The organism is Pseudomonas frederiksbergensis (genome assembly GCF_003732665.1).
Lineage (GTDB): Bacteria > Pseudomonadota > Gammaproteobacteria > Pseudomonadales > Pseudomonadaceae > Aquipseudomonas > Aquipseudomonas frederiksbergensis_G.
Genome location: NZ_MOBP01000005.1, coordinates 170257 through 196091, shown reverse-complemented (window position 1 = coordinate 196091; position 25835 = coordinate 170257). Strand labels below are relative to the sequence as shown.

Below are 25835 nucleotides of genomic sequence, written 5' to 3'. Positions count from 1 at the left end.
GTCTATGTACCTCGCGGCTTAGCCCTAGCGGTGGCTTCTGCGATCAAGGGATCGTCTGGCCAAAAATGCTTAGGATATCTGCCCTTGAGGTCTTTCTTAACCTCGGCATACGTCGACTGCCAGAAGTTAGCTAAGTCCTGGGTGACTTGCACAGGACGCCTCGCTGGCGATAACAAGTGAAGCTTGAGCACCTGACGTCCGTTGGCGATGCGCGGTGTGTCCGCAAGGCCAAACAATTCCTGGAGCTTCACTGCCAGTACGGGAGGCCGTTCGCTGTAGTCGATTCGAATATTCGACCCTGAGGGCACCGCGATTGTTTGGGGGGCCTGCGCATCGAGTTGCTGCGGCAGTGGCCAGGAAAGCAGGTTGCGCAAAATTGATGACAGATCGAGCTGACCAAAGTGGCTGAGCCTGGTTACCTTTTCGATGTATGGGGCAAGCCACTCCCCTAGAGATTCCAGAAGCACCTGGTCACGAAGATCTGGCCAATCACTTGTGCTCCCCTTCTCCAAATCCAGATCACGCAGAAGTGCTACACGCGCTTGCCACTGGCGCAATTCTGGAGTCCAAGGTAAGAGTTCAATTCCCTTGCGCCGGATGTAATTGATCAGCGCCTGGACGCGAGCTCCGTCATCAAGGTTTGCCAGAGGTGCGGAGGAAAGCACTAACTCCCCCACCTTCAACTGCCGCTCTGCTCTAAGCACGCCTTCTCGCTCATCCCAGTCCAGCTCATCCACCTGACGGACTTGCTCCCTAAGAATTGAGTTGAACAGCTCCTCATCGAAGTCCGCCGCCAAATAAATGCGCTCTTCACGTTGGCCTTGGCGACTGCCTAGATCAGCGATCACCAACCACGAATGCTTCATCAGCACATCGCTTTCGGTAAACATGGCTGCACGGCCATTGGCGAGACGGTACTCAGCACCACCAGCACGACGTTGTTGAGCGACACGGTCGGGGTATGCGAGGGCCAATAGAGCTCCCACCCATCGTGGATGCTCAGGATCTGTCACCGGGTTGGCAATCGGGCCACGCAGATAAGAACGGTATTGCTTGGCAAGCTGCTTAGCACGTTGTGCACCGCCTTGCTCGGAACGCTCGGCACGCTGCTCTCCAGAGACGATTGCAAGGCGAGTGTGGATATCTGCACCAGCTCCACGCTGAATATCACGTTCCCCGAGAAGAGCGGCGATATCACATGCAAGATGTCCAAGGCCAAAAGCATGACCTCGGAGAAGCAGGTGGGCTATGCGCGGATGCGCCGGCAATTCCGCCATGTCTTGACCATGCTTTGTGAGCTTCCGCTCCTCACCCAGAGCGCCCAAGCGAAGGAGAAGGTCACAGGCCTGGGAATAGGCAGCTGCAGGCGGGACATCCAACCATTTCAGATCAGTAGGAAGGACACCCCATCTGGACAGTTGCAGAGCTAGCCCAGCAAGGTCAGCCTGCTGTAATTCAGGAGTACCGTAGGATGGCAGTTGATCGTGCTGAGCCTCTGACCAAAGCCGGTAACAAACACCTGGCTCGAGACGACCCGCACGTCCCGCTCGTTGAGTCGCGCTCGCCTTCGATATCCGCTGCGTGTCCAATCTGGTCATTCCGCTGCGCGGGTCGAATCGAGGCACGCGTTCAAGTCCCGAGTCGATAACTACTCTAACACCCTCGATAGTCACGCTGGTCTCAGCAATGTTGGTGGCCAGCACAACCTTTCGCTTTCCTGCAGGAGGTGGGTTAATCGCAGCTCGTTGTGCGCCTAGCTCGAGCTCTCCATGCAAAGGGCAAAGCAGCACGTCTTCTCGATCACCCAAGCGATCTTTCAGAGACTGATGTACTCGTCGTATTTCGGCCTGCCCGGGTAGAAATACCAATAGACTTCCAACTTGGTCTTCCAGAGCATCCAAGCATGTCGAAACCACACGCTGGTCAAGATAATCATTTGCTTGATACGGAGCTCCCCAGATCGTCGTGACCGGGTACATACGGCCTTCACTGGTGACAATGGGGGCATCGTCGAGCAATCGAGAGAGCCGCTCACCTTCTAGCGTTGCGGACATCAGCAATACTTTGAGAGAGACATCGTCTCGTAGCATCTCGCGCCCATTAAGCGTCAGCGCCAAGGCCAAATCTGCATCAAGATTGCGGAGATGGAACTCATCGAAGATGACTAGGCCCACGCCTTCAAGTGAGGGATCCTCCTGCAGCCTGCGGGCAAGAATCCCTTCGGTAACCACCTCAATGCGCGTTTTCGGCCCTACTTTGCTGTCAAGGCGGATGCGGTAGCCGACAGTTTCACCGACCTTCTCACCGAGTTCACTCGCCAACCTTTCAGCCGCAGCCCGAGCTGCTAGCCGACGTGGTTCGAGCATCAGGATTTTCTGGTCGCCCAACCACGGTTCGTTTAGCAGCGCCAAGGGTACTCGAGTGGTTTTGCCCGCACCTGGAGGTGCTTCAAGGATCACTTCGTCGCGCTCTCGGAGGGCTTGGAGCAGAGCTGGCAATACAACATCGATAGGTAACGAATTCATGTTTACTCCTGCAACGAGGTGCGCAGTATACAAAGGCTCGTACACCTCCCTTTACCACCCCAATCTATCGAACTGACCGAGCATGGTCAGGAGGGCTGTCTCTTTGCTCCAGTTTTCAACTGAGTGACGTTGCTAAGGGCCTTCAATTGGCCTTGCAGATCCCGTACTCGCTCAACAAGCTGAACGTTCTGAGCCATCACGTGATAGAGCTGGCTACGGGCAATTTCCAAGTCGGAAACAGCCTGAGTCACCTTGTCATTTGCTCGCTTGACCTGCAGCGCCTTAGAGGAACTCTCGGTGCCAAAGCTTTTACGATAGGCCTCAATGTCGGCGATCAAAGCTCGGTGACTCAGTCGATCCTTCTTGAGGTATCCACGGTCGAAGCCAGCCTCCACGCTGACGATGCCAGCTGTGATCTTTGTTGGATCTAAGCCCACATGCGCGGCAACATGTGGCTTTCCGGCCTTGATTCTCTCAAAGGCCTCTCTGCATTTATCCATCCCGTTAGTGGCCATCGGCTATACCTTCACTACAGCTATGAATTTCTGGTGAAACTTCTTCAAACTATCGAGCTCGGTCTTGACCACTTGATATTCTCCGGAGCCAGGCTCATACAAGGCGAGGTCTGCCTCATTATCTGCAATCGCCCTTTCGAGCTTATCTTTCTCGATAATACCGTCCGCGCAACTCGTGCAAGGGGCTGCATCGCCAAGAAGATAGGACTCACACTTTCCAGCGTAGGTACAGGCGCCTAGCAAGGTAGGCCTGCAGGAAATCTTACCTTCCGCAGCCAGCTTTTCAGTTTCTTTCCTGACATCAACGATGTGGATATCGCCCTGCTCCATTTTCTTGCGCTGATTTGAGATGTAGGTACCAGTACCCCCAAAGATCGGGCTATCGCTGCCGAAAGCATGATCCAATAGATCGTAGGCGATACTCATAGGGACACCAGCCTGGTATTCAAACAGAACATGGTTTTTCGGCAGGATGAAATCATCAAGTTCTGGGTCGTAATAGCCAAAAATTGTCTTAAGCCTCTCAAAATTATTGCCGTAATAACGAATCATTTGAGTGGTAAGATGTTTGAATTGCTTCCGAAGCGTAGGCAGCGAAACAAAACCACTGTTTCGACCATAAAAAGCTAGAGAGCGACGGAACTGATGAGTAGCGAAAGGCCACATCGAGCCAATCTGAAATTTGGACTCAAGAGAAAAATCGCGTCCCGGATCGCTAGCCTGGAGCTCTTGAAAATCAGCTTCCGTGATACTGTGAAACTGCTTTAATCGTTTTGGCTTATTTTTAAAATCTAACTCGGATACACCAATTTTTGTATCGGGATAGTTGATAATTGCAGGAGTTAAGAAAAGAGGCATATCTTCAGGTGACACCTTGAACAGCGCTGATAAGCCGCGACAGATACATCTAGCAACCTCAACCGCACGAACAACTTCATCAGTAGCCAGCCAAGCAGCAGCTTTGCGGTAACCAGTAAATTTAGTAGTAGTGGAGAGGACTTGGACAATCATCGGCTTATCACGTGTGATTCCTTGGTCATCAACAGTTTCGGCGAACACCTCTTCTTCACTGACACAATTGTATGGCAACCGCATGACTTCTTGGTCGCGCATGCCCGTGTAAAGGTGAATCACAGTTGTGAGAATCCACTGAATTTTCAAGATTGCTCCAGACAAATGGTTTCGCTGCCCGCAACTTAGATCATCAGCAAAAATGTTTTCCAAATGGTGAGAAAGCAGTGCCTGTTGAAAATCTAGTTCATACGATGAGAGATCTGAAACAATGGAGTCTTGAGCTTTTTGGCTACGACCATAGAGAGGATTTTCAAATGACTTTAGAAAAGTTTCAAGCGCCTTGCTGTTGTCATATAGCAAATCCAACCAGTCCCCTGAAGAGTTAATTAAACCAAGGTATATGCGCGTTGGTATAATTGGCGTTTGGTTTGAGGTTTTGTCATCGACTCCAAATTTTACGTGAAAGACACCATGCAGCTTGTACCCAAGCCGCTGTTCACCAATGGCAACCATGAGATTCAATATCGATCTGGTGCCCTTTCGAATCGTTTCTCCAAAATCATTCTTGATTATCCATTGACTGTAACCATCAAGGTAAGCTGGATTGGAAAACAACTGCTGAAGACTCAAAGCGCCAATTAGTGGATTCGATTTTTGATCGTAGCAGTACCGTGCAGCGATTCGCAGCACGGTAAAATACTTGATCAGTGTACTCACACTGAGTCTGCCGAGTTTTCCTGTTCGAACATAAAAATATACACAAAACAGGAGATATCGAACCTCTTCAACAAGTGAAGCCCGCTCAGCATCTACTTCATCAAAAATACTGTCGAACGAAATGAGACTTACGACGTTTGCCTTGAGCCTGACTGGATTGAGATCCCATGTTTTGCCACCGTAGACGGCAGTAGGTACGCCGTTAAGGTCTCGACAAATCACGAAGTCTGTTGGAGGCCTCCAAGCCGGATTTACAGGGATGCGAGCCGCTTCAGTGAATTGCTTCTCACTATCAAGGATTTGAAAGAACTTAGACATTAGAAGTAGATACCCATTTTCTCATAACGCTGAAGACGTCGCTCCCAAAAAACTGTAAGGATGCCAAGATCAAAAACCTTTGTTCTCATCATCACGACCAAATCAGCAGTCTCAACAGACCGCTCAGAGATCGCTCCCAAAATAGATTCAATGCGGATGACAACATCTTTGAAAATTTCTTCAGAAAATTCGAAATTAGGCGCATTAGATCTAACAGCCTCAATGACAAAAAGGAAACTTAGGAGCTTATGAATATCCGTCTCGTCTGAATGCACGAGATAATGAACGCAAAACAAGCACCCATATTGAGTCTTGCAGTCTGGCTCAATCGACACAACGGGAATATCCTTCTGCGGATTATCAATGGCCTCGCAGTGTCCAACGGCTATAGATACCCCTGCCGTATTTCCTGCGTTTTTAATCCGCTCGGCAGCTTTTTTAATAGCTGCCCAATAATTCCCAAGCTCTTCCTTTTGATTTGAAAGCGTAGTCCCAGTGTAATAGGCGGCATTCGTACGTTCGGAATGGTTCATTACCGCACTAACTAAAAGTGGTGAGTGCCGTAGTTGATGAAGGGTCAGGCTCTTATGCTTACGCATCAGCCGAGGCGGGATATTGCCTGAACCTTTGGGAAGAAAGATGCCATTCAGAATAGTATAAAATTTAGTGGAAAAACTATCTTCTAGCGGCTTGGGACTGTCCGAGTTTGCCTCGAAATCAATCGCTTGGAAGAATAGGTATTCCGACTCCCGCCCCCGTAATACCCAATCGCGAAATTTCAGGTACTCCCGCAAAATTTCCATACCAGGGCCACGCCCGATTGAATAGTTAACCTCTAAACCTTTGGCCCTAAGTTTGATTGCGGATAGCTCATTCTTCAATGGTGACTTAACAACTTCTACAGCATCATCGTATAAAAACTGAATCAACTCACCGGAATTAGCACCTATCACAGAATTTAGCAGACAAGCAAATGCTCTCATCGCTACAGAAGCTAATCTCATCCTGAAGAGATGATAATTATCCGAATTGGCATCATCCACTGCCCAGATGGCGCTATGTATAGCCTTATTGTAATCTCGAGGACGTTTACCAGGGTGACTTAAGATCAGTTCTTTGAGACTCTTAATACGACCGTCCTTGTAATCGTAAGCCATAAACTCATGTCGCCCCTCAGTGAGAGGAGTGATGTACTTCCCAGTACCAGGAAAAATATGCGTGTGGTAGTCATTGATCTCAAGCTTCAGCGGATATGGAGCACCGTCAATCAGAAACCTCGAAAAGGTAAAAGCAAGCACGAGAGCGGTATCTACATACCTCTGAACAGCGCGCTCGTTTGGGGGATCAAGTCCCTCTTGGTTAGGCACTACAGAGGGCACCGCTGTGAGAATGTACTCCGCCTCCAACGGAAACTGTAATTCAATGGCACGCCTAAGAGACCGTTGATAAAGCTGACCTGTATGCGGGGACATTCGATCTGGGCCGAGAATGAGCTGAAAGAGATGGGTTGAAAACCCGACGTAACCTAGCCGAGCCGACTCGGTGTTGCAAAGCACACCAGAAATGCCATTTTTGTCGCACCAGTCTAATCCCGACTCCAGGCTCTTGAGCTCTGTCTCGATGGTCTTATGGCTCGACCCTTCTACATAGTAGCGATCCAACAACGCGATGAGAGCATTTCTTCTGCTAGGGACTACGGATTTAACATCGACCAAGTACCCGCCTTTGACTTTCTCGCGGGTAGAGTAAACAAGCACTCCTACATCTAAAGGAGAGCGCCGATGATCCAGTTTCAGCGTAATCAGCTCCGGGTAGATGATGTCATCTTGCTGTCCGATAAACGACAAGCTAGCCGTATAAGTTTTGCGCCGAATCAGCTCAATTTGCATCGCGATTCACCAAAATCAGATGCCGATACGAAGACATCTTGAAAAGTGCGTCCTCGTAACTCTCTTGGGCCCTCACCTTTTCCGGGATCATAGTGAAAAGCTTCAGGTAGCCTTCGGTGGTTTCTCGCCGCTCATGATGGAGTCGCTCCTGAATAATCGAAATCTCCTCGCCAGGGAGTAGGCTGCGGTTTTCCAGCCTTGGAACCAAAAGCTGATACAGCTGATAAGCGAAGGTCGCTCGAAGCCAGTGGTAAGTGAAGTCTTTAGGAAAATCTGCCGGAACGGATCGCATCAGTTTTTTCTTGATCGTATCGGCCACAGCCCCCAGAGGACGGGTCTTAACGAAGGGGTACCGTGGGTCAGAGGCGGCCATGTAGTAGCAGTTAGCTCGCTCTGAAAGGAAGACGTATTCCTCCCCTTTCGGAATCGCCTCTAGATCGGGGAAGCCAACTGCATAGCGCTGAAGAAAGCGTTGGCGTCGACTCTTTGCGTAGGCACTTTGCACATAGGTGAGCAAATCCTCTACGAGATCTTTGGGAACGTGTAGCGTCTGGGGTTTGTCGTTCTTGGTATCGATCCCGGTACCGGGCCCAGCCTTCAAGATATATGTGCCCTCGGGTTCAAGCATTCCTTTAATCAAGGCCTCTACATGCTTAACCCTCAATGTCAGGACTGTCTGTTTTCGTGCCCCGGTCATGAGGGCAAACAGAACTATCAACCGTTCCTGTGCATCCCATCCATCCGAGTTCACTATCGAGACAACACTCGCTAATTCAGAATTGCTTAATGGCCTTAGGCATTCACCTTCGTCATCAACAAAACCAGCGGGAACAACTTTGGTTTTATTGTAACGCTGTGTTTGGCTTCGCTGCTCAACGGTGATCTGCCGAGTGAAGCCATGAGCGCCGTCAATGAACATACTAATCTGTTTGACAGTATCCACACGATTAATATCAATGGAGTGCCAATATCGCGAGACAAACTTGTAAAACTGATACACGACCCCGGTGTATTGATTGCACACTGCGGGCCCACGACCTTTCTTCTCCATAAGATGAGCATGATAGCGATATGTTGGTCGTAGAGTGATTCGTTTTCCTGAAAAATCGAGCCAGTTGATATTGTTTTCTTCTGTGAAAATCAAGTAATCCAACAAACGGCTGGCCTTTCGCTTAGCCTCATCAGTAGGCCGATTATGGGCGTGCTTATTCCTAACAAGGTCAATCAGAAATGAGTTTGCCTCTATCCATGGCTCTCCACAGCGATGGAACAAGAAGGGCATATTGAAAATGCTTCGCGTAATGGCATCACCAACAGATTCCTTCACTTGAAATCCGGGGATAGGGCGCTCCAGACCAATGATGTCAACAGGCGTCGATCCCTCCGGCTGTATGCCGAAATAAAGATCACCAAACGCCTCACTCACTTGAGGGATTACAACCAGACGCTTCGAATGGTCAGGATTTACGAAGGCAGCCACCGCACACATCCTATCAGGCAAATCTGTCAAACCTAAACGTTGCGCGATAAAACCTCAAGAAAAATGTCAATCCGTTAACGTTACAGGATCATGCCAATAGCAGAACGTTACGTGATAGCTTCGGATACCGCCCCTTCAAATCCTTCTTCACCTCGGCGTAGGTACTGCGCCAGAAGTTCGCCAGATCCTGGGTCACCTGCACCGGCCGCCGCGCCGGGGACAGCAGGTGCAGCTTGACCACTTGCCGGCCACCGGCAATGCGCGGGGTTTCGGCCAGGCCGAACAGTTCCTGCAAACGCACCGCCAGAATCGGCGGCTGCTCGCTGTAGTCCAGCCGAATCGACGAACCGGACGGCACGCTTAGATGATGCGGTGCCAACTCATCCAGCCGTTGCGGCAACGGCCACGGCAGCAGGTTATGCACGATGCTCGACAGGTCCAGGTTGGCGAAGTGGCTGAGTCGCGAGACTTTGCCCAGGTATGGCATCAGCCAGTGTTCAAGATTTTTCAGCAGTGCGGCGTCGCTGACATCCGGCCATTCACTTTCCCCCTTGGCGCCAAGGTCCAACTGGCGTAACAACGCCACCCGTGCCTGCCACTGCCGCAGTTCCGGGGTCCAGGGCAACAGTTCCAGGCCTTTGCGTCGCACCAGATTGACCAGCGCCTGACTGCGGGCGGTTTCGTCGAGACCGGTCAGGGGTTCACGGCTGAGAATCAACTCGCCGACCTTGCGCTGGCGCTCAGCTCGCAGCACCCCTTCGCGCTCGTCCCAATCCAGTTGATCGACGCAACGCACCTGCTCGGCCAATACCGAGTCGAACAGCGCCGGATCAAAATCCGCCGCCAGATAAATCCGTTCTTCGCGCTGGCCCTGGCGACTGCCGAGATCGGCGATCACCAGCCAGGGTTGCTTCATCAAACTGTCGGCCTCGGCAAACAGCGCCGCCCGGCCATTGGCCAGACGATATTCCGCACCACCGGCGCGCCGCTGTTGCGCGACCCGATCCGGATAGGCCAGCGCCAGCAACGCCCCGAGCCAGCGCGGATGATCGGGATCGCTGACCGGTTCCGAGGCTTTACCGCGCAAATAGCCACGATACTGCCGCGCCAGTTGCCGAGCCCGTTGCACGCCGCCCTGGGCACCGCGAGCGGCGCGCTCTTCACCGGACAACAGCACCAATCGGCTGTGCAGGTCGGCGCCAGCGCCACGCAAAATATCCCGCTCGCCGAGCAGTGCGGCGACATCGCACGCCATGTCCGCCAGCCCCAACGCCTCACCGCGTAACAGCAAATGCGCGATACGCGGATGGGCCGGCAATTGCGCCATGGCCTGGCCGTGACGGGTCAGTGCTTCACCGTCCAACGCACCGAGGCGGTCGAGCAAATCCTGAGCCTGTGCATAAGCGGCGGCGGGCGGCACGTCGAGCCACACCAGTTGCCCCGGCAGAACGCCCCAACGCCCGAGTTGCAACGCCAACCCGGCGAGGTCCGCCGACAGAATCTCCGCACTGGCGTAGGCCGCCAGTTGTTCATGCTGATCCTGGGACCACAGGCGATAACACACTCCCGGCTCCAGGCGCCCGGCCCGGCCGGCACGTTGCGTGGCGCTGGCGCGGGAGATGCGCTGGGTGTCGAGGCGGGTCATGCCACTGCCGGGATCGAAACGCGGCACCCGTGCCAACCCGGCATCGATCACCACGCGCACGCCGTCGATGGTCAGGCTGGTCTCGGCGATGTTGGTTGCCAGCACCACTTTGCGCTTACCGAGCGGCGCCGGATCAATCGCGGCGCGCTGCGCAGCCAGATCGAGTTCACCGTGCAGCGGACAGAGCAATACCTGCGGGCTGTCGCCCAACGCATCGGCCAGCTGCTGATGCACCCGCCGGATTTCCGCCTGCCCCGGCAAAAACACCAAAACGCTGCCGGTTTCATCATTCAAGGCTTCGAGGATCGTTTGCACCAGGCGCGGTTCGATGAATTCACCGGGCTGGAACGGCCGCCCCCAGCGCATGGCTACCGGGTACATGCGCCCTTCGCTGCGCAGGATCGGCGCATCATCGAGCAACCCGGCCAGGCGTTCGCCTTCCAGCGTTGCCGACATCAAGAGGATTTTCAGCGGCTGGTCGTCACGAAACAGCTCGCGGCCATTCAAGCTCAAGGCCAGCGCCAGGTCCGCGTCGAGGCTGCGCTCGTGGAATTCATCGAAGATCAGCAGGCCCACGCCGTCCAGCGCAGGGTCATCCTGCAAACGCCGGGTGAGGATGCCTTCGGTGACCACTTCGATGCGGGTGTTGGGACCGACTTTGCTGTCCAGGCGAATGCGATAACCGACGGTTTCACCAACCTTCTCCCCCAGCTCACTAGCCAAACGCTCCGCCGCCGCCCGCGCCGCCAGCCGACGCGGTTCAAGCATCAGAATGGTCTGCCCGGCCAGCCACGGCTCGTGGAGCAAGGCCAACGGCACGCGGGTGGTTTTACCGGCGCCGGGCGGTGCTTCGAGCACGGCTTCGTGACGTGTCGCCAAGGCTTCACGCAGGGCGGGTAAAACTTCATCGATCGGCAAAGAAATCATGCTGGCTCCCAAACAGAGGGCCGAGTATAACGGCGAACTGCTTGGCGTTAATCACAGTCCTAATTCATACAGACGCCCATTCGTTTTCAAATGACCCAGGAGATTTCCTATGCGTGTTCCCTTTCGCCTGATTGGCGGTGTTCTGGTCGCCACCCTGCTGACCCAGGTGACCGCCTGCGGTTCGATTTTCTACCCTGACCGTCGCGGTCAGATTGACGGCAAGGTTGACCCTGCGATTGCGGTGCTCGATGCCGTGGGCCTGCTGTTCTATATCGTGCCTGGCCTGATCGCTTTTGCGGTCGACTTCGCCACCGGCGCGATTTATTTCGAGCCGGGCAAGACCGCTCAGGTGGCACCGGAGAAACTCAAGGAAGCGATCGGTCCGGATGGTCAGGTCGATAACCGCAAGTTGCAGACTATTCTTGAAACCGAACTGGGCCGCAGCTTTCCGCTGGACGACCCACGCCTGATCCAGCACAAGGGCAGCACCCAGCAACTGGCCATGTTCGGCCTGCAACCTGCCGCATAAGGAAGAGCTTCACCCATGACCACCAGCCTCGAACACGCTCGCCTGCTGCGGTTGGCGACCCGCGCCTCCGTGGCGGTGGCCTGCACGCTGATCATCGCCAAAGCCATCGCCTGGTGGCTGAGCGGTTCGGTGAGCATGCTCGCCGGGTTGACCGACTCGGCCCTCGACGGCATCACCTCGCTGCTCAACCTGCTGGCGGTGCATTACGCCTTGCGCCCGGCCGACGACGATCACCGTTACGGCCACGGCAAGGCTGAGTCGCTGTCGGGCATGGCCCAGGCGTTGTTTATCGGTGGCAGTGCGGTGCTGATTGCCCTTCAGGCGTTTGATCGCTTGAAGCATCCGGAACCGGTAGGCGCGCCGTGGATTAGCATCGGCGTGATTATTTTCTCCCTCGCGCTGACCGTGGCCTTGCTGATGTTGCAGCATCGGGTGATCAAGGCCACCGGCTCCAATGCCGTGCGCGCCGACTCCCTGCATTACCGTTCCGACCTGATGCTCAATGGCAGCATCCTGGTAGCGCTGGTGCTGGCCGGGTTCGGCTGGCATCAACTGGACGCGTGGTTCGGTCTGGGGATTGCCGCGTACATCCTCTGGAGCGCGGTGCAGATCGCCCGGGAAAGTTTTGCGGTGCTGATGGATGAAGAACTGCCGCCGGATGTCAGCCAGCACATGCTGGAATTGGCCTGCGGCGTTCCGGGCGTGTTGGGCGCGCATGATTTGCGCACGCGGATTTCCGGCAATCACTGGTTTGTGCAGTTGCACCTGGAATTGCCGGGGGAGCTGACCTTGTCAGTCGCCCACGGCATCAGCGATCAAGCCGCCGATGCGATTCACGCCGCTTACCCGCGAGCCGAAGTGCTGGTGCACGCCGACCCGCAGGAAGTGGTGTTGGCCGCCAAGGCTCAGAAGGTCACTTGATAACCACGACTGCTCAGGCAATTGCCCTGGGCCTGACGGTAGGCTTGGACGACTGACGGATCAGGCTGGTACGTCGCGGTTTGCGGATTGAAGCCACTTTGCTGCACCGCGTATTGCGAGCACTCGTAACCGTCCTGGGCGACTTGCTCCGGCGACTGACCATTGGCGGGATACGCCGTCACATCAATGCCGTTGCTGGTCGGTTGCGGTTGTGGGGCGCCTGTCGGCGGCTCGACCACCACGTAATCCTGAGTGCTTTCTTCGTAGGCGTAGTACGAGCCCGCCGCGAGGAACAGCAGCGCGCCGCCGATCCACACTTCACGGGCGTAGTCGGGCATGTAATGCACGCGAATCCCGCGTGGCGGCTGAACCACTACGTAGCGCGGACCTTGTGGGCGATACCAGTAGCCGCCGGAGTAGAAGTAATCCTGGCCACGATACGGCACGCGGAAATTGCGGTCCGGGAAGCGATCGACCATCTGGCCGGGACGATACTGCGGGCCGGGGCCCCAACCGTTGCCGTGTCCGTTCGGGCGACCTTCCCAGCGATGGTCATCGGGGCGCGGGCCCTGATTGCCGTTCTGCCAGTGCTGGTTGTTATCGTTGCGGCGCGGGATGTCCTGATAGTTACCGTAGCGCGGTTGCTGGGTCTGGCGCACGGTGTCGGGCCGGCCCTGGATTGGCAAACTGTTGGCAGGTAATTGCGGCGGAGGCGGTGCAGGTCGAACCTGCGTATTGGCATCGCGCGGCTGGCGGTTCTGCCACTGGCCATTTTGATTCTGACCGTTGTGCTCGAACTGGCGACTGTTGTCGCCACGGATGATTTCGTTGTTCTGCTGACGCGGTTGATTCTGCTGCGGGTTGTTCTGCGGCCGCGGCTGATTATTCTGTTGTGGGTTGTTCTGCGGGCGTGGTTGGTTATTGCCACCATGGCCCTGATCATTTCGCTCATGATCCCGCCCGTGCGGTACGTTATCGGGACCACGGTTCTGCGGCTCATCGGCCAACGATTGCGCAGTGACACTTACACACAGCAAACCAACACCGGCCAAACGCCAGATGCGCGACTTCATGCTTTTCCTCACTGCGGGTTAGGGCCTGTACGTAAGACTGGAAAAGCACAGGCCGGTTCTGCAACAGGTTATCAGTCACGCAACTTATTTATTGAGCAATAAAAAAGGGAGACCCGTCGGCCTCCCTTTGAGAACTTCGTCCGTGCTCGACGCTTATGACGTCGGCTCACCTCACGCCGTCTTCTGGACAGTGTGTAGCTCGGGGGCCGGCACATCCCCGGTGGGGGTGGCGGCCGCGACTGGCCTGATTGGGCGAGTCGCTGTGGACTGTTTGTCCGAGCAGTGATTCTGGTAATAAGAATAGGCCTGGGGCGCTGGCAGAGGATTGCGAAGATTGCTCAAATAAACATCACTTGCGCAATTTTTAACCCTGGATAGATAATCCGCCGCAATAGTTACGACAAAGGACTGATTGATGAGCAAACTCGACCGTTACGACCTGAGCATTTTGGCGGAATTGCAGCGTGACGCACGCATCTCCAACCAGGAACTGGCCGAGCGCATCGGCCTGTCACCTTCGCCGTGCTCACGCCGCGTCAAACAACTGGAAGACGACGGCTACATCTCCCGCCAAGTGGCCCTGCTGGACCGCAAGATGCTCGGCCTGAGCCTCACGGCTTACGTGTTGATCGGCATGGATCGGCACACGCCTGAGCGTTTCGAAAACTTCGAAGCAGCGATCCGGACCTTGCCGCAGGTGCTGGAATGCAGCCTGGTGACCGGGATGGATGCGGATTATCAGCTCAAGGTCGTGGTGCCGGACATGGATCACTACCAGAAACTGCTGCTGGGGCATTTGACCCGGATTGAAGGGGTGACCAGCGTTCGCTCGAGTTTTGTGTTGAACCAGGTGTTGAACAGTACTGAACTGCCGTTGACCCATCTGCGCAACTGAGGATCGCCTTTGTAGGAGCTGTCGAGTGAAACGAGGCTGCGATCTTTTGATTTTGATTTCTAAAAACAAGATCAAAAGATCGCAGCCTCGTTTCACTCGACAGCTCCTACGAGAGCGAGCCCAGGCCGGCACAGGCGACGAATAACCGCGACACACTGCCGCAGGTCAATGCCCGCCCCACTCGCCGTGCCGTATACTCGCCCCCGCCCTTTTAGCCGCCTGCGCGCTGGAGATGTTCGATGGATCCTGCAGTATTCGAAGAGTGGATGATGACTGGCCTGGTCAGCATCCTGATCATTTTCATGGGTTTCATCGTCTGGGATTTAGCGAAGAAATCCAAGGCCGGCAAGTTCGGCACCATGATTCTGTTCTTCGTGCTGGGCCTGGGGATCTTCGCGTTCATCATCAAAAGCGTGGTCATCGCGTACATCGAAAACCAGTCATAACCGCGCCGGCACTTCCTTCCACTGGCCCTGATCGAGCCCTTCGATCGTCCAGTCGCCGATCCTGACCCGCACCAGACGCAAGGTCGGCAAGCCAACTGCCGCGGTCATGCGCCGCACCTGACGGTTGCGCCCTTCGCGAATCACCAATTCCAGCCAGGTGGTCGGCACGCTTTTGCGAAAGCGCACCGGCGGATTACGTGGCCACAGCTCCGGTTCTTCAAGTTGTCGTGCCTCGGCGGGCAAGGTCATGCCGTCGTTCAGCTCGACGCCATCGCGCAAGCGCTGCAACTGCTCAGCGCTCGGTTCGCCTTCCACTTGTACCAAATAGGTCTTGGCCAGTTTGTGTTTCGGGTCGGCGATTCGTGCCTGGAGCTGGCCATCGTTGGTCAACAGCAGCAAACCTTCGCTGTCGCGGTCCAATCGCCCCGCCGGATAGATACCGGGAATCTCGATGTAATCCTTGAGCGTCGCCCGCCCTTCACCGTCGCTGAATTGCGTCAGCACATCGAACGGTTTATTGAACAGAATAAGCTTCGGCTCGGCCGGCGGCGCTTTGGCGACACGGCGCGGGGCGGATGGCGAGGTATTCGCGCCAGAGCGGCGGGAAACGGGACGTGGAGGACGCGACATGGGAAAAGGAACATCTAACGGTCAGGGCTGACAATGCTAGTGCCCTGACCGTCAAATGACCATCGCGAATCAGCGGAACGGCGGCTCGTCGAAGCTGCGCAGTTTGCGCGAGTGCAACGAGTTGAGTTCGGTGCGCAACAAATCCACCGCCTCGATACCGATCTTCAAGTGCTGGCTGACCGCGCGTTCATAGAAGGCGTTGGCCGAGCCGGGCAGCTTGATTTCGCTGTGCAGCGGCTTGTCCGAGACGCAGAGCAACGTGCCATACGGCACCCGCAAGCGATAACCCTGGGCGGCGATGGTGCCGCTTTCCATGTCCACGGCCACGGCGCGGGACAGGTTGATCAGCGGTCGCTCCTGGGCCCAGCGCAATTCCCAGTTACGGTCGTCGTAGGTCAGCACGGTGCCGGTGCGCAGGCGTTTTTTCAGTTCGTCGCCCTTCTCGCCGGTGATATTGGCTGCTGCTTGCTGCAACGCCATCTGCACTTCGGCCAGGGCCGGGATCGGAATGTTCGGCGGCACCACCCGGTCGAGAATCCCGTCGCGGCGCATGTAGGCGTGAGCCAGCACGTAGTCGCCAATGGTCTGGGACTGACGCAGGCCGCCGCAGTGGCCGATCATCAACCAGCAATGCGGACGCAGCACAGCCAGGTGGTCGGTGATGTTCTTCGCGTTGGACGGGCCGACGCCGATGTTCACCAACGTCACGCCGTGGCCATCGCTGGCGATCAGGTGATAGGCCGGCATCTGGTAACGGTGCCAGACCACGCCCGCCGCAATCGCCGAGGCTTCACCGTGGTCCATGCTCTTTTCGATGATCACGTTGCCGGGCAAGACCATGCGCACAAAACGCGGGTCGCTGCGTAACTGTTCCAGGCCATGGACGATGAACTGGTCAACGTAGCGATGGTAGTTGGTCAGCAGGATCCACGGCTGCACATGGCGCCAGTCACTGCCGGTGTAATGCACCAAACGGCGCAGGGAGAAATCCACCCGCGCCGCATCGAACAGCGCCAACGGCAGCGGATCGGTGTTTTCCCAGTCGTACAGGCCATCGGCGATGCCGTCGGTGGCGGCGGACAGGTCGGTACTCGGGAACACCCGCGCCAGCGTGGCAGCGGTGACGCCGGAACCGGCCAGCTCATCGCCCTGCTCGACCACGTACGGATACGGAATGTTTTGCTGGCTGACGCCGACTTCCACCGTGACGGTGAAGTCGTGCATCAATGGCACCAGTTGTTCCAGCAGGTATTTACGGAACGCCGCCGGGTGGGTGACGGTGACGCTGTAGGTGCCTGGCAACTGCACCTTGGCGTAGGCGCGGGTGGTCTGCGGGACTTCGCCCTGGCAGAGGTAGGTCAGGCGCAATTCGGGATAACGAAACATCGCACGCTGTTCGGCGGTCGGTTCGATTCGATCCTTGAGGTAACGCTTGAGCGCCTGATTGAGCGCAGAAGTGGCCTGCTCATGCAGGACGGCGAGCCGGTCTACGGCTTGTTCGGCGGTTTGAACAACAATAAACGCTTCGGTCACGATCAGCTTCCTGTGTTCTGACTTGCAGACCTTCATCTTGCCTGCATCGTCGTCTGACGGGAACAGTGGTGTGTTGTTACAAATGCCCTGATCACCACAGATCCCTTGTGGGAGCGGGCTTGCTCGCGAATGCGGTGTGTCAGCCACACTAATGTCGACTGACCCACCGCTTTCGCGAGCAAGCCCGCTCCCACAGGGGATCTGGGTCGTTTATACAAACGGGGTCGAGCGGGCGACTATCGCCTCGACATCCAGTCCTCGCGGCAACGCGCCATACACCCGACCGGCGGAACCGAGGCGGCTGGCAATAAACCCATCACTGACCGCCGCATTCCCCGCTTCCAGCAACAACTTGGCCTGTAAGCCCAGGGCAATATCCTCGGTCAATTGCCGCGCTCGATACTGAATGTCGCTGGTGTCCTTGAACGCCGCCTGCAATTGGCTGATGTGCGCGGCCAGGCGTTTGTCGCCGTGCCCATCGCCCAACTCGCTGAACAGCACATCCAGCACACCCGGTTCTTTCGACAAGGCTCGCAACACGTCCAGGCATTGCACGTTGCCGGAGCCTTCCCACGTCGAGTTCACCGGCGCCTCCCGGTACAGACGCGGCAGGATGCTTTCTTCGACATACCCGGCGCCGCCCATGCATTCGGCGGCTTCGTTGATCATTGCCGGGGCGCGTTTGCAGATCCAGTATTTGCCCACCGCCGTCACCAGCCGGGCGAATTTGGCTTCATGACTGTCATCCAGATGATCCAGCGCCTTGCCCATGCGCAGGCTCAACGCCAGGGCCGCTTCGCTTTCCAGGGCCAGGTCGGCCAATACGTTCTGCATCAACGGTTGTTCGCTGAGCAGCTTGCCGCCAACCGTGCGGTGGGCGCAGTGATGGCTGGCCTGGGTCAGGGCCTGGCGCATCAGCGCGCTGGAACCGACCATGCAATCGAAGCGGGTCATGGCGACCATTTCGATGATGGTCGGCACGCCCCGGCCTTCTTCGCCGATCATCCACGCCAACGCACCACGGAACTCGACTTCGCTGGAGGCGTTGGAGCAATTGCCGAGTTTGTTTTTCAGGCGCTGGATGTAGAACTGATTGCGCGTGTCGTCCGGGCGATGGCGCGGTAGCAGGAAACAGGTCAGGCCTTTGTCGGTCTGGGCCAGGGTCAGGAACGCATCGCACATCGGCGCCGAGCAGAACCACTTGTGCCCCACCAATTCATAGGCCTGGCCCGGACCGCTGGCGCCGACCGGATAAGCCTTGGTGGTGTTGGCCCGCACGTCGGTGCCGCCCTGTTTCTCGGTCATGGCCATGCCGATGGTGACGCCGGCCTTGTGGGCCATGCCGACGTTGCGTGGGTCGTATTCGGTGGCGAGGATTTTCGGTAGCCACTGCTCGGCCAGGTTCGGTTGCAGGCGCATGGCCGGGACGCTGGCGAAGGTCATGGTCAGCGGGCAACCGCTGCCGGCCTCGGCCTGACTGTGCAGGTAACTCATGGAGGCCCGGGCGACATGGGCACCGGACTGCGGATGCGCCCAAGGCAACGAGGTCAGGCCATGTTCCACGGCGGTACGCATCAACTCGTGATAAGCCGGGTGAAATTCCACCAGGTCGATGCGATGACCATAACGGTCGTGACTGACAAATACCGGTTTGTTCTGATTGGCCAGGAACCCGGCTTCCATCAGCGGCCCGCCGGCCAGTGCGCCGTACGCGTCGATCCGCGACTCGGCCCAACCGGCGCCAAAGCGTCGCGACCACTCCTGCAACGGCAGGTCGATGCGATACAGGTTGGTGCCGTCCAGCGACGGTGGCTGGTTGGTGACTTCGTGGGTTTCGGCGAACTGATGCAGGTTCATGACGGGGCTCCTTTGGTCAGCCAGGAATCCAGTTAAGCACCGGCCCTTGGCTGAACAAAGTGTCATACCTGCCTAAATGTCGGCGCTTTCACCTTGTTTCGGGCTGAGGACTCGCCGATACAGCGCCGCCTGCAAATCCTCGAATTTCACCGGTTTGCTCAGGTAATCGATCACGGCGCCGGTCGGGCAGCGTTCCCGATCCACACTCAGGGCGACCATGAACACCGGCACCTCGGCACACCCCGGCAGGCCGCGGATCTGACAGCAGAATGACGCACCGCCCTGGGCTGGAAGCTGACCATCGAGCACAACGGCATCGAAGGTTTCACGCTGCAAATAATCGAGGGCAGTGGCGCTGCTGTCGGCAGTGCGCACCCGAAACCCGAGCTTGAGCAACATGCCGCGCATCACCAGTTGGTTGATGCTGTTGTCGTCCACCAACAGCACCGTGCAGTCCTGAGGCAGTCGTAGCGCGGGTAAATCCCGGGGAAACACCAGCTCCGGCGGACGTTCCACCACCGGCAAATCCACTTCGATGTCCAGTTGGAAGCGGCTGCCACGGCCCGGTTCGGAACGATGGGTCAGGCGCCCGCCAAGCAATTCGACCAGTTGCCGACAGATGGCCAGGCCCACCCCCAACCCGCCGTATTCGCGAGTCATCGAGCCGTCGAGCTGGAAGAAGCGCTGATACATCGTCGCCTCGCCCAGATCGGTAAAGCCGATGCCGGTGTCGATCACTGCGAAGGACAGGGCCAGGCGCCCCTCTTCTATGGTTTTACCGGTGACCCGCAGTGCCACGCCGCCCACTCGGGTGAACTTGATGGCGTTATCCAGCAAGCATTCCAGGCATTGCGTGAGCTTGGTGCGATCGCCAAGCAGGCGATCAGGCAGACCCGGCGTCACCTCGACTTTCAGGTCCAGGGATTTGCCCGCCGCATTGCCCTCGAACTGCACGCGCAAGGCCTCGACCACCCCGCGCAAGCTGAAGGGCTCCGGGTAAGCCTTGAGCTTGCCAGCCTGCAGCTCGGTCAAGGTGAGGATGCCGTTGACCATGCGCATCATGTCCCGTGCCGAACCGGCGGCGGTTTGCTGGTATTGCTCCAGTTCCGGGTCCATTTCGACGGTCTGCATCAACTCCAGCGAACCGATCACCCCGTTCATCGGCGTGCGCAGTTCGTGGGTCAGGGTCGCGAGGAATTCATCCTTGAGCTTGTTACTGCGGGCCAGTTGCTGGTTCAGTACTTCAAGCTTTTGCCCGGCATCGAACAACGTCTGCGCCTGTTGTTCGCGCATGGCGTTGATGCGATCCGCCAAGGCCAGGGACAGCAGCGCCACTTCGATGGCCGAGCCGATCTGGCTGGCGTACATGGTCAGGAACACGTTCGGCAGGTAACCCAGCACCATCAGGGTATTGACGACGCCGCCGAGCAAAAACGCCGACCAGGCAATGATGAAATAGCGCGCCACCCGCAAGCCACGGGCCCAGGCGAAGATCCCGGCGGCGAAAATCACCACGGTGAAGAGCAACGCCAGGGTCGTCGCCAGGCGCAAGGCCAGGGCATAACTGGTCATCAGCGACAAGCCGACCACCACCGCGCCAAACGCGATCAACGCCAATAGAACACGGTCGAGCCAGCGGCTGTGTTGCTTGGTTTGCAGGAAGCTGCGGGCGAACTGGCTGCCGAACAGCCCGGCGCACCCTATAAAGAAAGGCGTCGCCGCGTTGGCCCACCAGGGGTTGTCCGGCCAGAAATACTGCACCGCTGCGCCGTTCACCGACAATTGATACAGGCCGAACGAGGCGATATAGAAGATGTAATAGAGGTAACTGGTGTCGCGCACGCTGAGGAAGATGAACAGGTTGTAGACCACCATCCCCAGCAACACACCGTAGATCAGACCCAGCACATACAGGCGCACCGGCTGTTCTTCGAGGTAGGCGGTGCTCGACCACAACGTCACCGGCGCCTGGATCGAACCTTCGCTTTGCAGGCGCAGGTACACGGTTTGCGCCTGGTCGGGTTTGAAATTCAGGTTGAACAGGTAGTTGTTCTGGCGGATCTCGCGGCTGGCGAACGGCAGCGCATCGCCGGTGCGGCGGATCACCTGATAGTCACCGGCGGCATCGGGCAGATACAGATCAAGGTGATCGAGGGGCGGATAAGCCAGTTCCAGCAACCAGGTGCGTTGCACTTGCGGGTTGAGCGGACGGTAGTGCAGGTCGATTTTCAGCCAGAACACCGAACGCGAATAACCGGCGTTGAGGGTGGCCTTATCGTGGGTCTTGAAGTGGCCGGCGGCGGCTTGCGCACGGACATCGGCGATGGTCGCCTGACCACCCGCGTCTTCGTACACCTGCATGGTTCGACCCAGGGGAAGGCTCTGGGTGGTTTCGTCAAATTCAACGGCGCTCGCCAGGAGGGGCAAGCACAACAGCAACATCAGCAAATAGCGCATTTAAGCCCCAGCGTGGCCTGTCCGGTCGTGTCAGGAAGCCCCCCATTCCTTTTGAGTAGACGTAAAACCGGTATTACCTGTTATTGGTTTGGATCCACTCTAGCATAGCCGTTGATGGCCATTGAGCACCATTGAAATTTTTCCTGTAGAGGCTCTAGAACGGGCGTTTCAGCGCAGCGTATTGAGATAGAGCTGTTGGTCTGGTCAGAATATTTCAAAAAGATCGCAGCCTTCGGCAGCTCCTACGGTTTTGGATCTGCTCACGGTCTCTGTAGGAGCTGGCGAAGCCTGCGATCTTTTGATCTTCCCAAGATCGAAAAAAACCTCTTTGGTGGTAAGCTCGCGCACCATGAATATCTACAGCTCTCGCCCCGTTGTCCTCTGTCTCTCCGGCCACGACCCAAGTGGTGGCGCCGGCTTGCAGGCAGATATCGAAGCCCTGCTCGCCCAGGGTTGTCATGCGGCCCCGGCCGTCACTGCCCTGACCGTGCAAGACACGGTCAACGTCACTGACTTCCGCGTCCTCGACCGTGAGTGGGTGTTGGCCCAGGCCAACGCTGTGCTCAACGACTCCGAAGTAGCGGCCGTGAAACTGGGCATGCTCGGTTCCCTGGAAATGGTCGACACCGTGGTCGAACTGCTCTCGGCGCACCCGCACTTGCCGGTGGTCTGCGACCCGGTGCTGCGCGCCGGTGGCGGCGGACGCCTGGGCAAGGACGAAGTCGGCTACGCCATGCGCGAACGCCTGCTGCCGCTGTCGATCATCGCCACCCCCAACCTTCCCGAAGCCCGCATCCTCGCCGAACTGCCCGACGGCACCGAGGACGAGTGCGCGGAAAAACTCCTGCCGTTCGTCAAACACCTGCTGATCACCGGCGGCCATGGCGATGAACACGAAATCCACAATCGCCTGTACAGCCGCGACGGTCGCCGTGAAACCTTCACGTGCCAGCGCTTGCCCGGCAGTTATCACGGTTCCGGTTGCACCCTGGCCAGCGCGTTGGCCGGTCGTCTGGCCCAGGGCGAAAACCTCGCCAGCGCCGTGCAGACCGCGCTTAACTACACGTGGCGTACCCTGCGTGATGCCGAGCAACTGGGCAAAGGCCAGTTCGTGCCGCGCCGCCTGCCGCTGGATTTCTGTTCCTGACTTTTGATGCGTAACGCGCCGAGGCTTGTCCGATGAAACTACGTGGCCTGTACGCCATTACCGATAGCCAGTTACTGGCCGGTAAATTTCTTTCGTACGTGGAGGCGGCGCTGGAAGGCGGCGTCACTCTGCTGCAATACCGCGACAAGAGCAGCGACGAGGCCCGCCGCCTGCGTGAGGCCGAAGCCCTGCGGGATTTGTGTGATCGCTACAAGACTCAACTGATCATCAATGACGACGCCGAACTGGCCGCACGCCTGAACGTCGGCGTGCACCTGGGCCAGACTGACGGCCCGCTGACCCCGGCCCGCGCGCTGCTCGGTCGCCAGGCGATCATCGGTTCGACCTGCCACGCGCAACTCGAACTCGCCGAGCAAGCGGCCAAGGAAGGCGCCAGTTATGTTGCCTTCGGCCGCTTCTTCAATTCCAACACCAAACCCGGCGCCCCGACGTGCAGCCTCGACTTGCTCGACCAGGCTCGCAGCAAATTGCACCTGCCGATCTGCGCGATTGGCGGCATTACCCTGGACAACGCTGCGCCACTGGTGGCCCATGGGGTCGATCTGCTGGCGGTGGTCCACGGCCTGTTTGGCGCCGAGAGCACGGCTGAAGTCACCCGCCGCGCCCGCGCCTTCAACGAACTGCTTTCTATTAAGTAGCTTAAAATCCGATTTGAGAGCCCGATCATGTCTCGTTCCGAAACCCTGTTTGCCGATGCCCAAAAACACATTCCCGGTGGCGTGAACTCGCCTGTTCGCGCGTTCAAGAGCGTTGGCGGCACGCCGTTGTTCTTCAAGCATGCCGAAGGCGCCTACGTCACCGACGAAGACGACAAGCGTTATGTGGATTACGTCGGTTCCTGGGGCCCGATGATCCTCGGCCACAGCCATCCGGACGTGCTCGACGCCGTGCGTAAACAACTGGAACACGGCTTGTCCTACGGCGCGCCGACTGCGATGGAAACCGAGATGGCCGACCTGGTCTGCTCGATCGTGCCGTCGATGGAAATGGTGCGCATGGTCAGCTCCGGCACCGAAGCGACCATGAGCGCGATTCGCCTGGCCCGTGGTTTCACTGGCCGCGACGCCATCATCAAGTTCGAAGGCTGCTACCACGGTCACTCCGACAGCCTGCTGGTTAAGGCTGGCTCCGGTCTGCTGACCCAGGGCGTACCGAGTTCGGCGGGTGTACCGGCTGATTTCGCCAAACACACCCTGACCCTGCCGTTCAACGACATCGACGCCGTAGAAACCATGCTCGCTGAAGTCGGCCAGACCGTGGCCTGCATCATCGTCGAGCCAGTGGCCGGCAACATGAACTGCGTACCACCGGCGCCGGGTTTCCTCGAAGGCCTGCGGACCCTGTGCGACAAGCACGGCGTGGTGCTGATTTTCGACGAAGTGATGACCGGTTTCCGCGTGGCACTCGGTGGTGCCCAGGCGCACTTCGGCGTCACGCCGGACCTGAGCACTTTCGGCAAGATCATCGGCGGCGGCATGCCGGTTGGCTGCTTCGGCGGCAAGCGGGAAATCATGTCGCACATCGCGCCTCTGGGTCCGGTGTATCAGGCAGGCACCTTGTCGGGTAACCCGCTGGCCATGGCCGCCGGCCTGACCACCCTGCGCCTGATCAGCCGTCCGGGCTTCCACGCCGAACTGAGCGACTACACCAGCCGCCTGCTCGATGGCCTGCAACAGCGCGCTGATGCAGCGGGTATTCCGTTCGTGACCACCCAAGCGGGCGGCATGTTCGGCCTGTACTTCAGCGGCGCCGACGACATCGTGACTTTCGATGACGTGATGTCCAGCGACGCCAACCTGTTCAAGCGTTTCTTCCACTTGATGCTGGAAGGTGGCGTTTACCTGGCACCGAGCGCCTTCGAAGCCGGTTTCACCTCGATTGCCCACGGCGAAACCGAGTTGCAACTGACCCTCGACGCCGCCGAACGCGCATTCGCCGCACTGAAATAACGCTGTGCCGCTGACGTTGGCGATTGCCAGCGTCAGCTTTTACCTACATTCCTGCGTCTTTTCCTACCCTTGTGCCAATAATCTCTCGCAAAGTGGGCGATATATTCCCCGCGCAGCAGAAAAACGAGTAAAGACTTTGTAAGGTTGGCCCTGCTTATTTCATAATGCGCGCTTATTGGATCCCTCGATGGGTCCGCGCGCCCTTCAGAGGTAAGTCGATTCCCATGAACCGCACCGGCCGCACCCTTGCATTGGGCTGCCTGTTGCTCCTTCAGCCCCTGCTCGCGTATGCACAAGCAGGCGGCAACTCGTTGTTGATCCCAGCGATGGGTCGCTGCACCCTCAATACTCAGCCGCAAGACCTGACGCAAGCGCTGGCCGCCTGCCAGAAAGCGTCGGATGAAGGGGATGCGCAAGCGCAATACGAGTTGGGTGAGTTCTACTACGACGGCAAAAATACGCCGCGTGACCTCGATAAAGCACTTAAATTCTTCGAAAAGGCCTCGCTGCAAGGCCACGCCCAGGCGCAATTCAAACTCGGCACCATGTTCTTCCACGGCGAAGGCGTGCCGGCCAATAACGTTCAGGCGTATATCGTGCTGAAAATGGCCGCAGTCAATGGCGCGGAAGATGCGCTGGACACCGCCGACGAAGTTGCCGAGAAAATGCCCCGCGAAGATCTCGAGACCGCGACCCAGGTGCTGGGGCAGATCTTCCGTAAATATCTGATGGAATTGCAGAGCGCGGATGGGCGGACGCCTTTCTCGCCTCTTCCCTGATTTCTGTTTTGTTCTGACTGGCCCCTTCGCGAGCAAGCCCGCTCCCACCTTTAACCGCGTTCCAACTTAAGGACTCGGTCTACTGTGGGAGCGGGCTTGCTCGCGAATGGGGCTACTCGGTCTTGCGTCTTACTTATCAGGCATCGGCATCGGAAACGGCATCACATTGCCGACCGCGCCACGGGCTTCGCTGATTTTCGGCGTCCCCAGGCGTTCGACTTCGTCGATGCGCACGATCGAATGCATCGGCACGAAACTGCGCACCACGCCCTCGAACTGAGCCTTGAGTTTCTCTTCGCTCGGATCGACGACCACTTGCGTGCGCTCGCCAAAGACGAACTCTTCCACTTCCAGGAAGCCCCACAGATCACTTTGATAGATCTGCTTGGCGTACATTTCGTACACCTGGCCCTGGTTGAGGAAAATCACCTTATAGATTGGGGCTTCACGTTTGGTCATGGTCGGCGGGCAACACATCGGGGGATAAAAATGAGGGCGCGAACTATAGCATAGCCACCGGACGCACAGCGGTAGGAACCTTGGGACATGTTCCCTATAATGCGCGGTT

Annotated in this window: 20 protein-coding genes; 8 read left to right on the top strand and 12 right to left on the bottom strand. The window is 57.4% G+C overall.

Annotated features, from left to right (window positions below):
* Positions 1–2: 2 nt before the first annotated feature.
* The 6 genes from hrpB (BK665_RS08680) to hrpB (BK665_RS08655) all read right to left on the bottom strand — a co-directional run bounded on the left by hrpB (BK665_RS08680) (position 3) and on the right by hrpB (BK665_RS08655) (position 11030).
* Positions 3–2525: an ATP-dependent helicase HrpB gene (hrpB, locus tag BK665_RS08680; RefSeq protein WP_123404624.1), complete on the bottom strand. Its 2523-nt coding sequence runs from the start codon at positions 2523–2525 to the stop codon at positions 3–5.
* An 86-nt stretch (positions 2526–2611) separates the two neighbouring features.
* A complete protein-coding gene (locus BK665_RS08675; RefSeq protein ID WP_123404622.1) occupies positions 2612–3040 on the bottom strand; it encodes a hypothetical protein in 429 nt (142 codons plus the stop codon).
* Between the two features lie 3 nt (positions 3041–3043).
* Positions 3044–5089, bottom strand: coding sequence for an integrase (locus tag BK665_RS08670; RefSeq protein WP_123404620.1), 2046 nt, complete (start codon positions 5087–5089; stop codon positions 3044–3046).
* The gene (locus BK665_RS08665; protein WP_123404618.1) at positions 5089–6978 is read right to left on the bottom strand and encodes a hypothetical protein; all 1890 of its coding nucleotides are present in this window, start codon (positions 6976–6978) and stop codon (positions 5089–5091) included. The genes BK665_RS08670 and BK665_RS08665 overlap by 1 nt, the downstream gene beginning before the upstream one ends.
* On the bottom strand, positions 6968–8458 hold the full coding sequence (locus BK665_RS08660) for a site-specific integrase (RefSeq protein ID WP_123404616.1): 1491 nt from the start codon (positions 8456–8458) through the stop codon (positions 6968–6970). The genes BK665_RS08665 and BK665_RS08660 overlap by 11 nt, the downstream gene beginning before the upstream one ends.
* Positions 8459–8546: 88 nt before the next feature.
* On the bottom strand, positions 8547–11030 hold the full coding sequence (gene hrpB / locus BK665_RS08655) for an ATP-dependent helicase HrpB (RefSeq protein ID WP_123404614.1): 2484 nt from the start codon (positions 11028–11030) through the stop codon (positions 8547–8549).
* A 109-nt stretch (positions 11031–11139) separates the two neighbouring features.
* Here hrpB (BK665_RS08655) and pmcY point away from each other — a divergent pair, with 109 nt between their 5' ends.
* Both pmcY and BK665_RS08645 read left to right on the top strand, forming a co-directional pair.
* Positions 11140–11559, top strand: coding sequence for a periplasmic Zn2+ metallochaperone PmcY (gene pmcY, locus BK665_RS08650; protein ID WP_123404612.1), 420 nt, complete (start codon positions 11140–11142; stop codon positions 11557–11559).
* 15 nt (positions 11560–11574) lie between these two features.
* Entirely contained in the window at positions 11575–12480 is a 906-nt protein-coding gene (locus BK665_RS08645) for a cation diffusion facilitator family transporter (RefSeq protein ID WP_123404610.1), read from the top strand.
* On the opposite strand, the gene BK665_RS08640 is transcribed toward BK665_RS08645, so the two are convergent.
* Positions 12465–13553: a DUF6515 family protein gene (locus BK665_RS08640; protein ID WP_123404609.1), complete on the bottom strand. Its 1089-nt coding sequence runs from the start codon at positions 13551–13553 to the stop codon at positions 12465–12467. The genes BK665_RS08645 and BK665_RS08640 overlap by 16 nt on opposite strands.
* Positions 13554–13968: 415 nt before the next feature.
* Between BK665_RS08640 and BK665_RS08635 the strand changes: the two genes are divergently transcribed.
* Together BK665_RS08635 and BK665_RS08630 are read left to right on the top strand one after the other, a co-directional pair.
* Positions 13969–14448: an Lrp/AsnC family transcriptional regulator gene (locus BK665_RS08635; RefSeq protein ID WP_042934386.1), complete on the top strand. Its 480-nt coding sequence runs from the start codon at positions 13969–13971 to the stop codon at positions 14446–14448.
* A 239-nt stretch (positions 14449–14687) separates the two neighbouring features.
* The gene (locus BK665_RS08630; protein ID WP_123404607.1) at positions 14688–14894 is read left to right on the top strand and encodes a DUF2788 domain-containing protein; all 207 of its coding nucleotides are present in this window, start codon (positions 14688–14690) and stop codon (positions 14892–14894) included.
* Here the strand turns inward: BK665_RS08630 and BK665_RS08625 are convergent.
* From BK665_RS08625 to BK665_RS08610, 4 genes are all read right to left on the bottom strand, one after another.
* The gene (locus BK665_RS08625) at positions 14889–15524 is read right to left on the bottom strand and encodes a pseudouridine synthase (RefSeq protein ID WP_123404605.1); all 636 of its coding nucleotides are present in this window, start codon (positions 15522–15524) and stop codon (positions 14889–14891) included. The genes BK665_RS08630 and BK665_RS08625 overlap by 6 nt on opposite strands.
* A gap of 69 nt (positions 15525–15593) precedes the next feature.
* Entirely contained in the window at positions 15594–17093 is a 1500-nt protein-coding gene (amn, locus tag BK665_RS08620) for an AMP nucleosidase (protein WP_185076473.1), read from the bottom strand.
* 174 nt (positions 17094–17267) lie between these two features.
* Positions 17268–18914 (bottom strand): acyl-CoA dehydrogenase family protein, encoded by a 1647-nt coding sequence (locus BK665_RS08615; RefSeq protein ID WP_123404601.1) that lies wholly within the window; start codon positions 18912–18914, stop codon positions 17268–17270.
* A 72-nt stretch (positions 18915–18986) separates the two neighbouring features.
* On the bottom strand, positions 18987–21371 hold the full coding sequence (locus BK665_RS08610) for a hybrid sensor histidine kinase/response regulator (protein WP_123404599.1): 2385 nt from the start codon (positions 21369–21371) through the stop codon (positions 18987–18989).
* A gap of 349 nt (positions 21372–21720) precedes the next feature.
* Here BK665_RS08610 and BK665_RS08605 point away from each other — a divergent pair, with 349 nt between their 5' ends.
* The 4 genes from BK665_RS08605 (at position 21721) to BK665_RS08590 (ending at position 25267) form a co-directional block, all read left to right on the top strand.
* Positions 21721–22518: a hydroxymethylpyrimidine/phosphomethylpyrimidine kinase gene (locus tag BK665_RS08605; RefSeq protein WP_123404597.1), complete on the top strand. Its 798-nt coding sequence runs from the start codon at positions 21721–21723 to the stop codon at positions 22516–22518.
* A gap of 32 nt (positions 22519–22550) precedes the next feature.
* Positions 22551–23177: a thiamine phosphate synthase gene (thiE, locus tag BK665_RS08600; RefSeq protein ID WP_123404595.1), complete on the top strand. Its 627-nt coding sequence runs from the start codon at positions 22551–22553 to the stop codon at positions 23175–23177.
* A gap of 27 nt (positions 23178–23204) precedes the next feature.
* Positions 23205–24488 carry a glutamate-1-semialdehyde 2,1-aminomutase gene (hemL, locus tag BK665_RS08595; protein WP_123404593.1) on the top strand — a complete coding sequence of 428 codons (1284 nt, stop codon included), beginning with the start codon at positions 23205–23207 and terminating at the stop codon, positions 24486–24488.
* Between the two features lie 224 nt (positions 24489–24712).
* On the top strand, positions 24713–25267 hold the full coding sequence (locus tag BK665_RS08590) for a tetratricopeptide repeat protein (protein ID WP_123404591.1): 555 nt from the start codon (positions 24713–24715) through the stop codon (positions 25265–25267).
* Between the two features lie 129 nt (positions 25268–25396).
* On the opposite strand, the gene BK665_RS08585 is transcribed toward BK665_RS08590, so the two are convergent.
* A complete protein-coding gene (locus BK665_RS08585; protein ID WP_045062075.1) occupies positions 25397–25726 on the bottom strand; it encodes a DUF1820 family protein in 330 nt (109 codons plus the stop codon).
* Positions 25727–25835 lie beyond the last annotated feature (109 nt).

What these genes read in the sequence shown, in the direction of transcription:
- hrpB (WP_123404624.1), bottom strand. Translation starts at nt 2,525, where the DNA reads ATGAATTCGTTACCTATCGATGTTGTATTGCCAGCTCTGCTCCAAGCC.
- BK665_RS08675 (WP_123404622.1), bottom strand. Translation starts at nt 3,040, where the DNA reads ATGGCCACTAACGGGATGGATAAATGCAGAGAGGCCTTTGAGAGAATC.
- BK665_RS08670 (WP_123404620.1), bottom strand. Translation starts at nt 5,089, where the DNA reads ATGTCTAAGTTCTTTCAAATCCTTGATAGTGAGAAGCAATTCACTGAA.
- BK665_RS08665 (WP_123404618.1), bottom strand. Translation starts at nt 6,978, where the DNA reads ATGCAAATTGAGCTGATTCGGCGCAAAACTTATACGGCTAGCTTGTCG.
- hrpB (WP_123404614.1), bottom strand. Translation starts at nt 11,030, where the DNA reads ATGATTTCTTTGCCGATCGATGAAGTTTTACCCGCCCTGCGTGAAGCC.
- pmcY (WP_123404612.1), top strand. Translation starts at nt 11,140, where the DNA reads ATGCGTGTTCCCTTTCGCCTGATTGGCGGTGTTCTGGTCGCCACCCTG.
- BK665_RS08645 (WP_123404610.1), top strand. Translation starts at nt 11,575, where the DNA reads ATGACCACCAGCCTCGAACACGCTCGCCTGCTGCGGTTGGCGACCCGC.
- BK665_RS08640 (WP_123404609.1), bottom strand. Translation starts at nt 13,553, where the DNA reads ATGAAGTCGCGCATCTGGCGTTTGGCCGGTGTTGGTTTGCTGTGTGTA.
- BK665_RS08635 (WP_042934386.1), top strand. Translation starts at nt 13,969, where the DNA reads ATGAGCAAACTCGACCGTTACGACCTGAGCATTTTGGCGGAATTGCAG.
- BK665_RS08630 (WP_123404607.1), top strand. Translation starts at nt 14,688, where the DNA reads ATGGATCCTGCAGTATTCGAAGAGTGGATGATGACTGGCCTGGTCAGC.
- BK665_RS08625 (WP_123404605.1), bottom strand. Translation starts at nt 15,524, where the DNA reads ATGTCGCGTCCTCCACGTCCCGTTTCCCGCCGCTCTGGCGCGAATACC.
- amn (WP_185076473.1), bottom strand. Translation starts at nt 17,093, where the DNA reads ATGAAGGTCTGCAAGTCAGAACACAGGAAGCTGATCGTGACCGAAGCG.
- BK665_RS08615 (WP_123404601.1), bottom strand. Translation starts at nt 18,914, where the DNA reads ATGAACCTGCATCAGTTCGCCGAAACCCACGAAGTCACCAACCAGCCA.
- BK665_RS08610 (WP_123404599.1), bottom strand. Translation starts at nt 21,371, where the DNA reads ATGCGCTATTTGCTGATGTTGCTGTTGTGCTTGCCCCTCCTGGCGAGC.
- BK665_RS08605 (WP_123404597.1), top strand. Translation starts at nt 21,721, where the DNA reads ATGAATATCTACAGCTCTCGCCCCGTTGTCCTCTGTCTCTCCGGCCAC.
- thiE (WP_123404595.1), top strand. Translation starts at nt 22,551, where the DNA reads ATGAAACTACGTGGCCTGTACGCCATTACCGATAGCCAGTTACTGGCC.
- hemL (WP_123404593.1), top strand. Translation starts at nt 23,205, where the DNA reads ATGTCTCGTTCCGAAACCCTGTTTGCCGATGCCCAAAAACACATTCCC.
- BK665_RS08590 (WP_123404591.1), top strand. Translation starts at nt 24,713, where the DNA reads ATGAACCGCACCGGCCGCACCCTTGCATTGGGCTGCCTGTTGCTCCTT.
- BK665_RS08585 (WP_045062075.1), bottom strand. Translation starts at nt 25,726, where the DNA reads ATGACCAAACGTGAAGCCCCAATCTATAAGGTGATTTTCCTCAACCAG.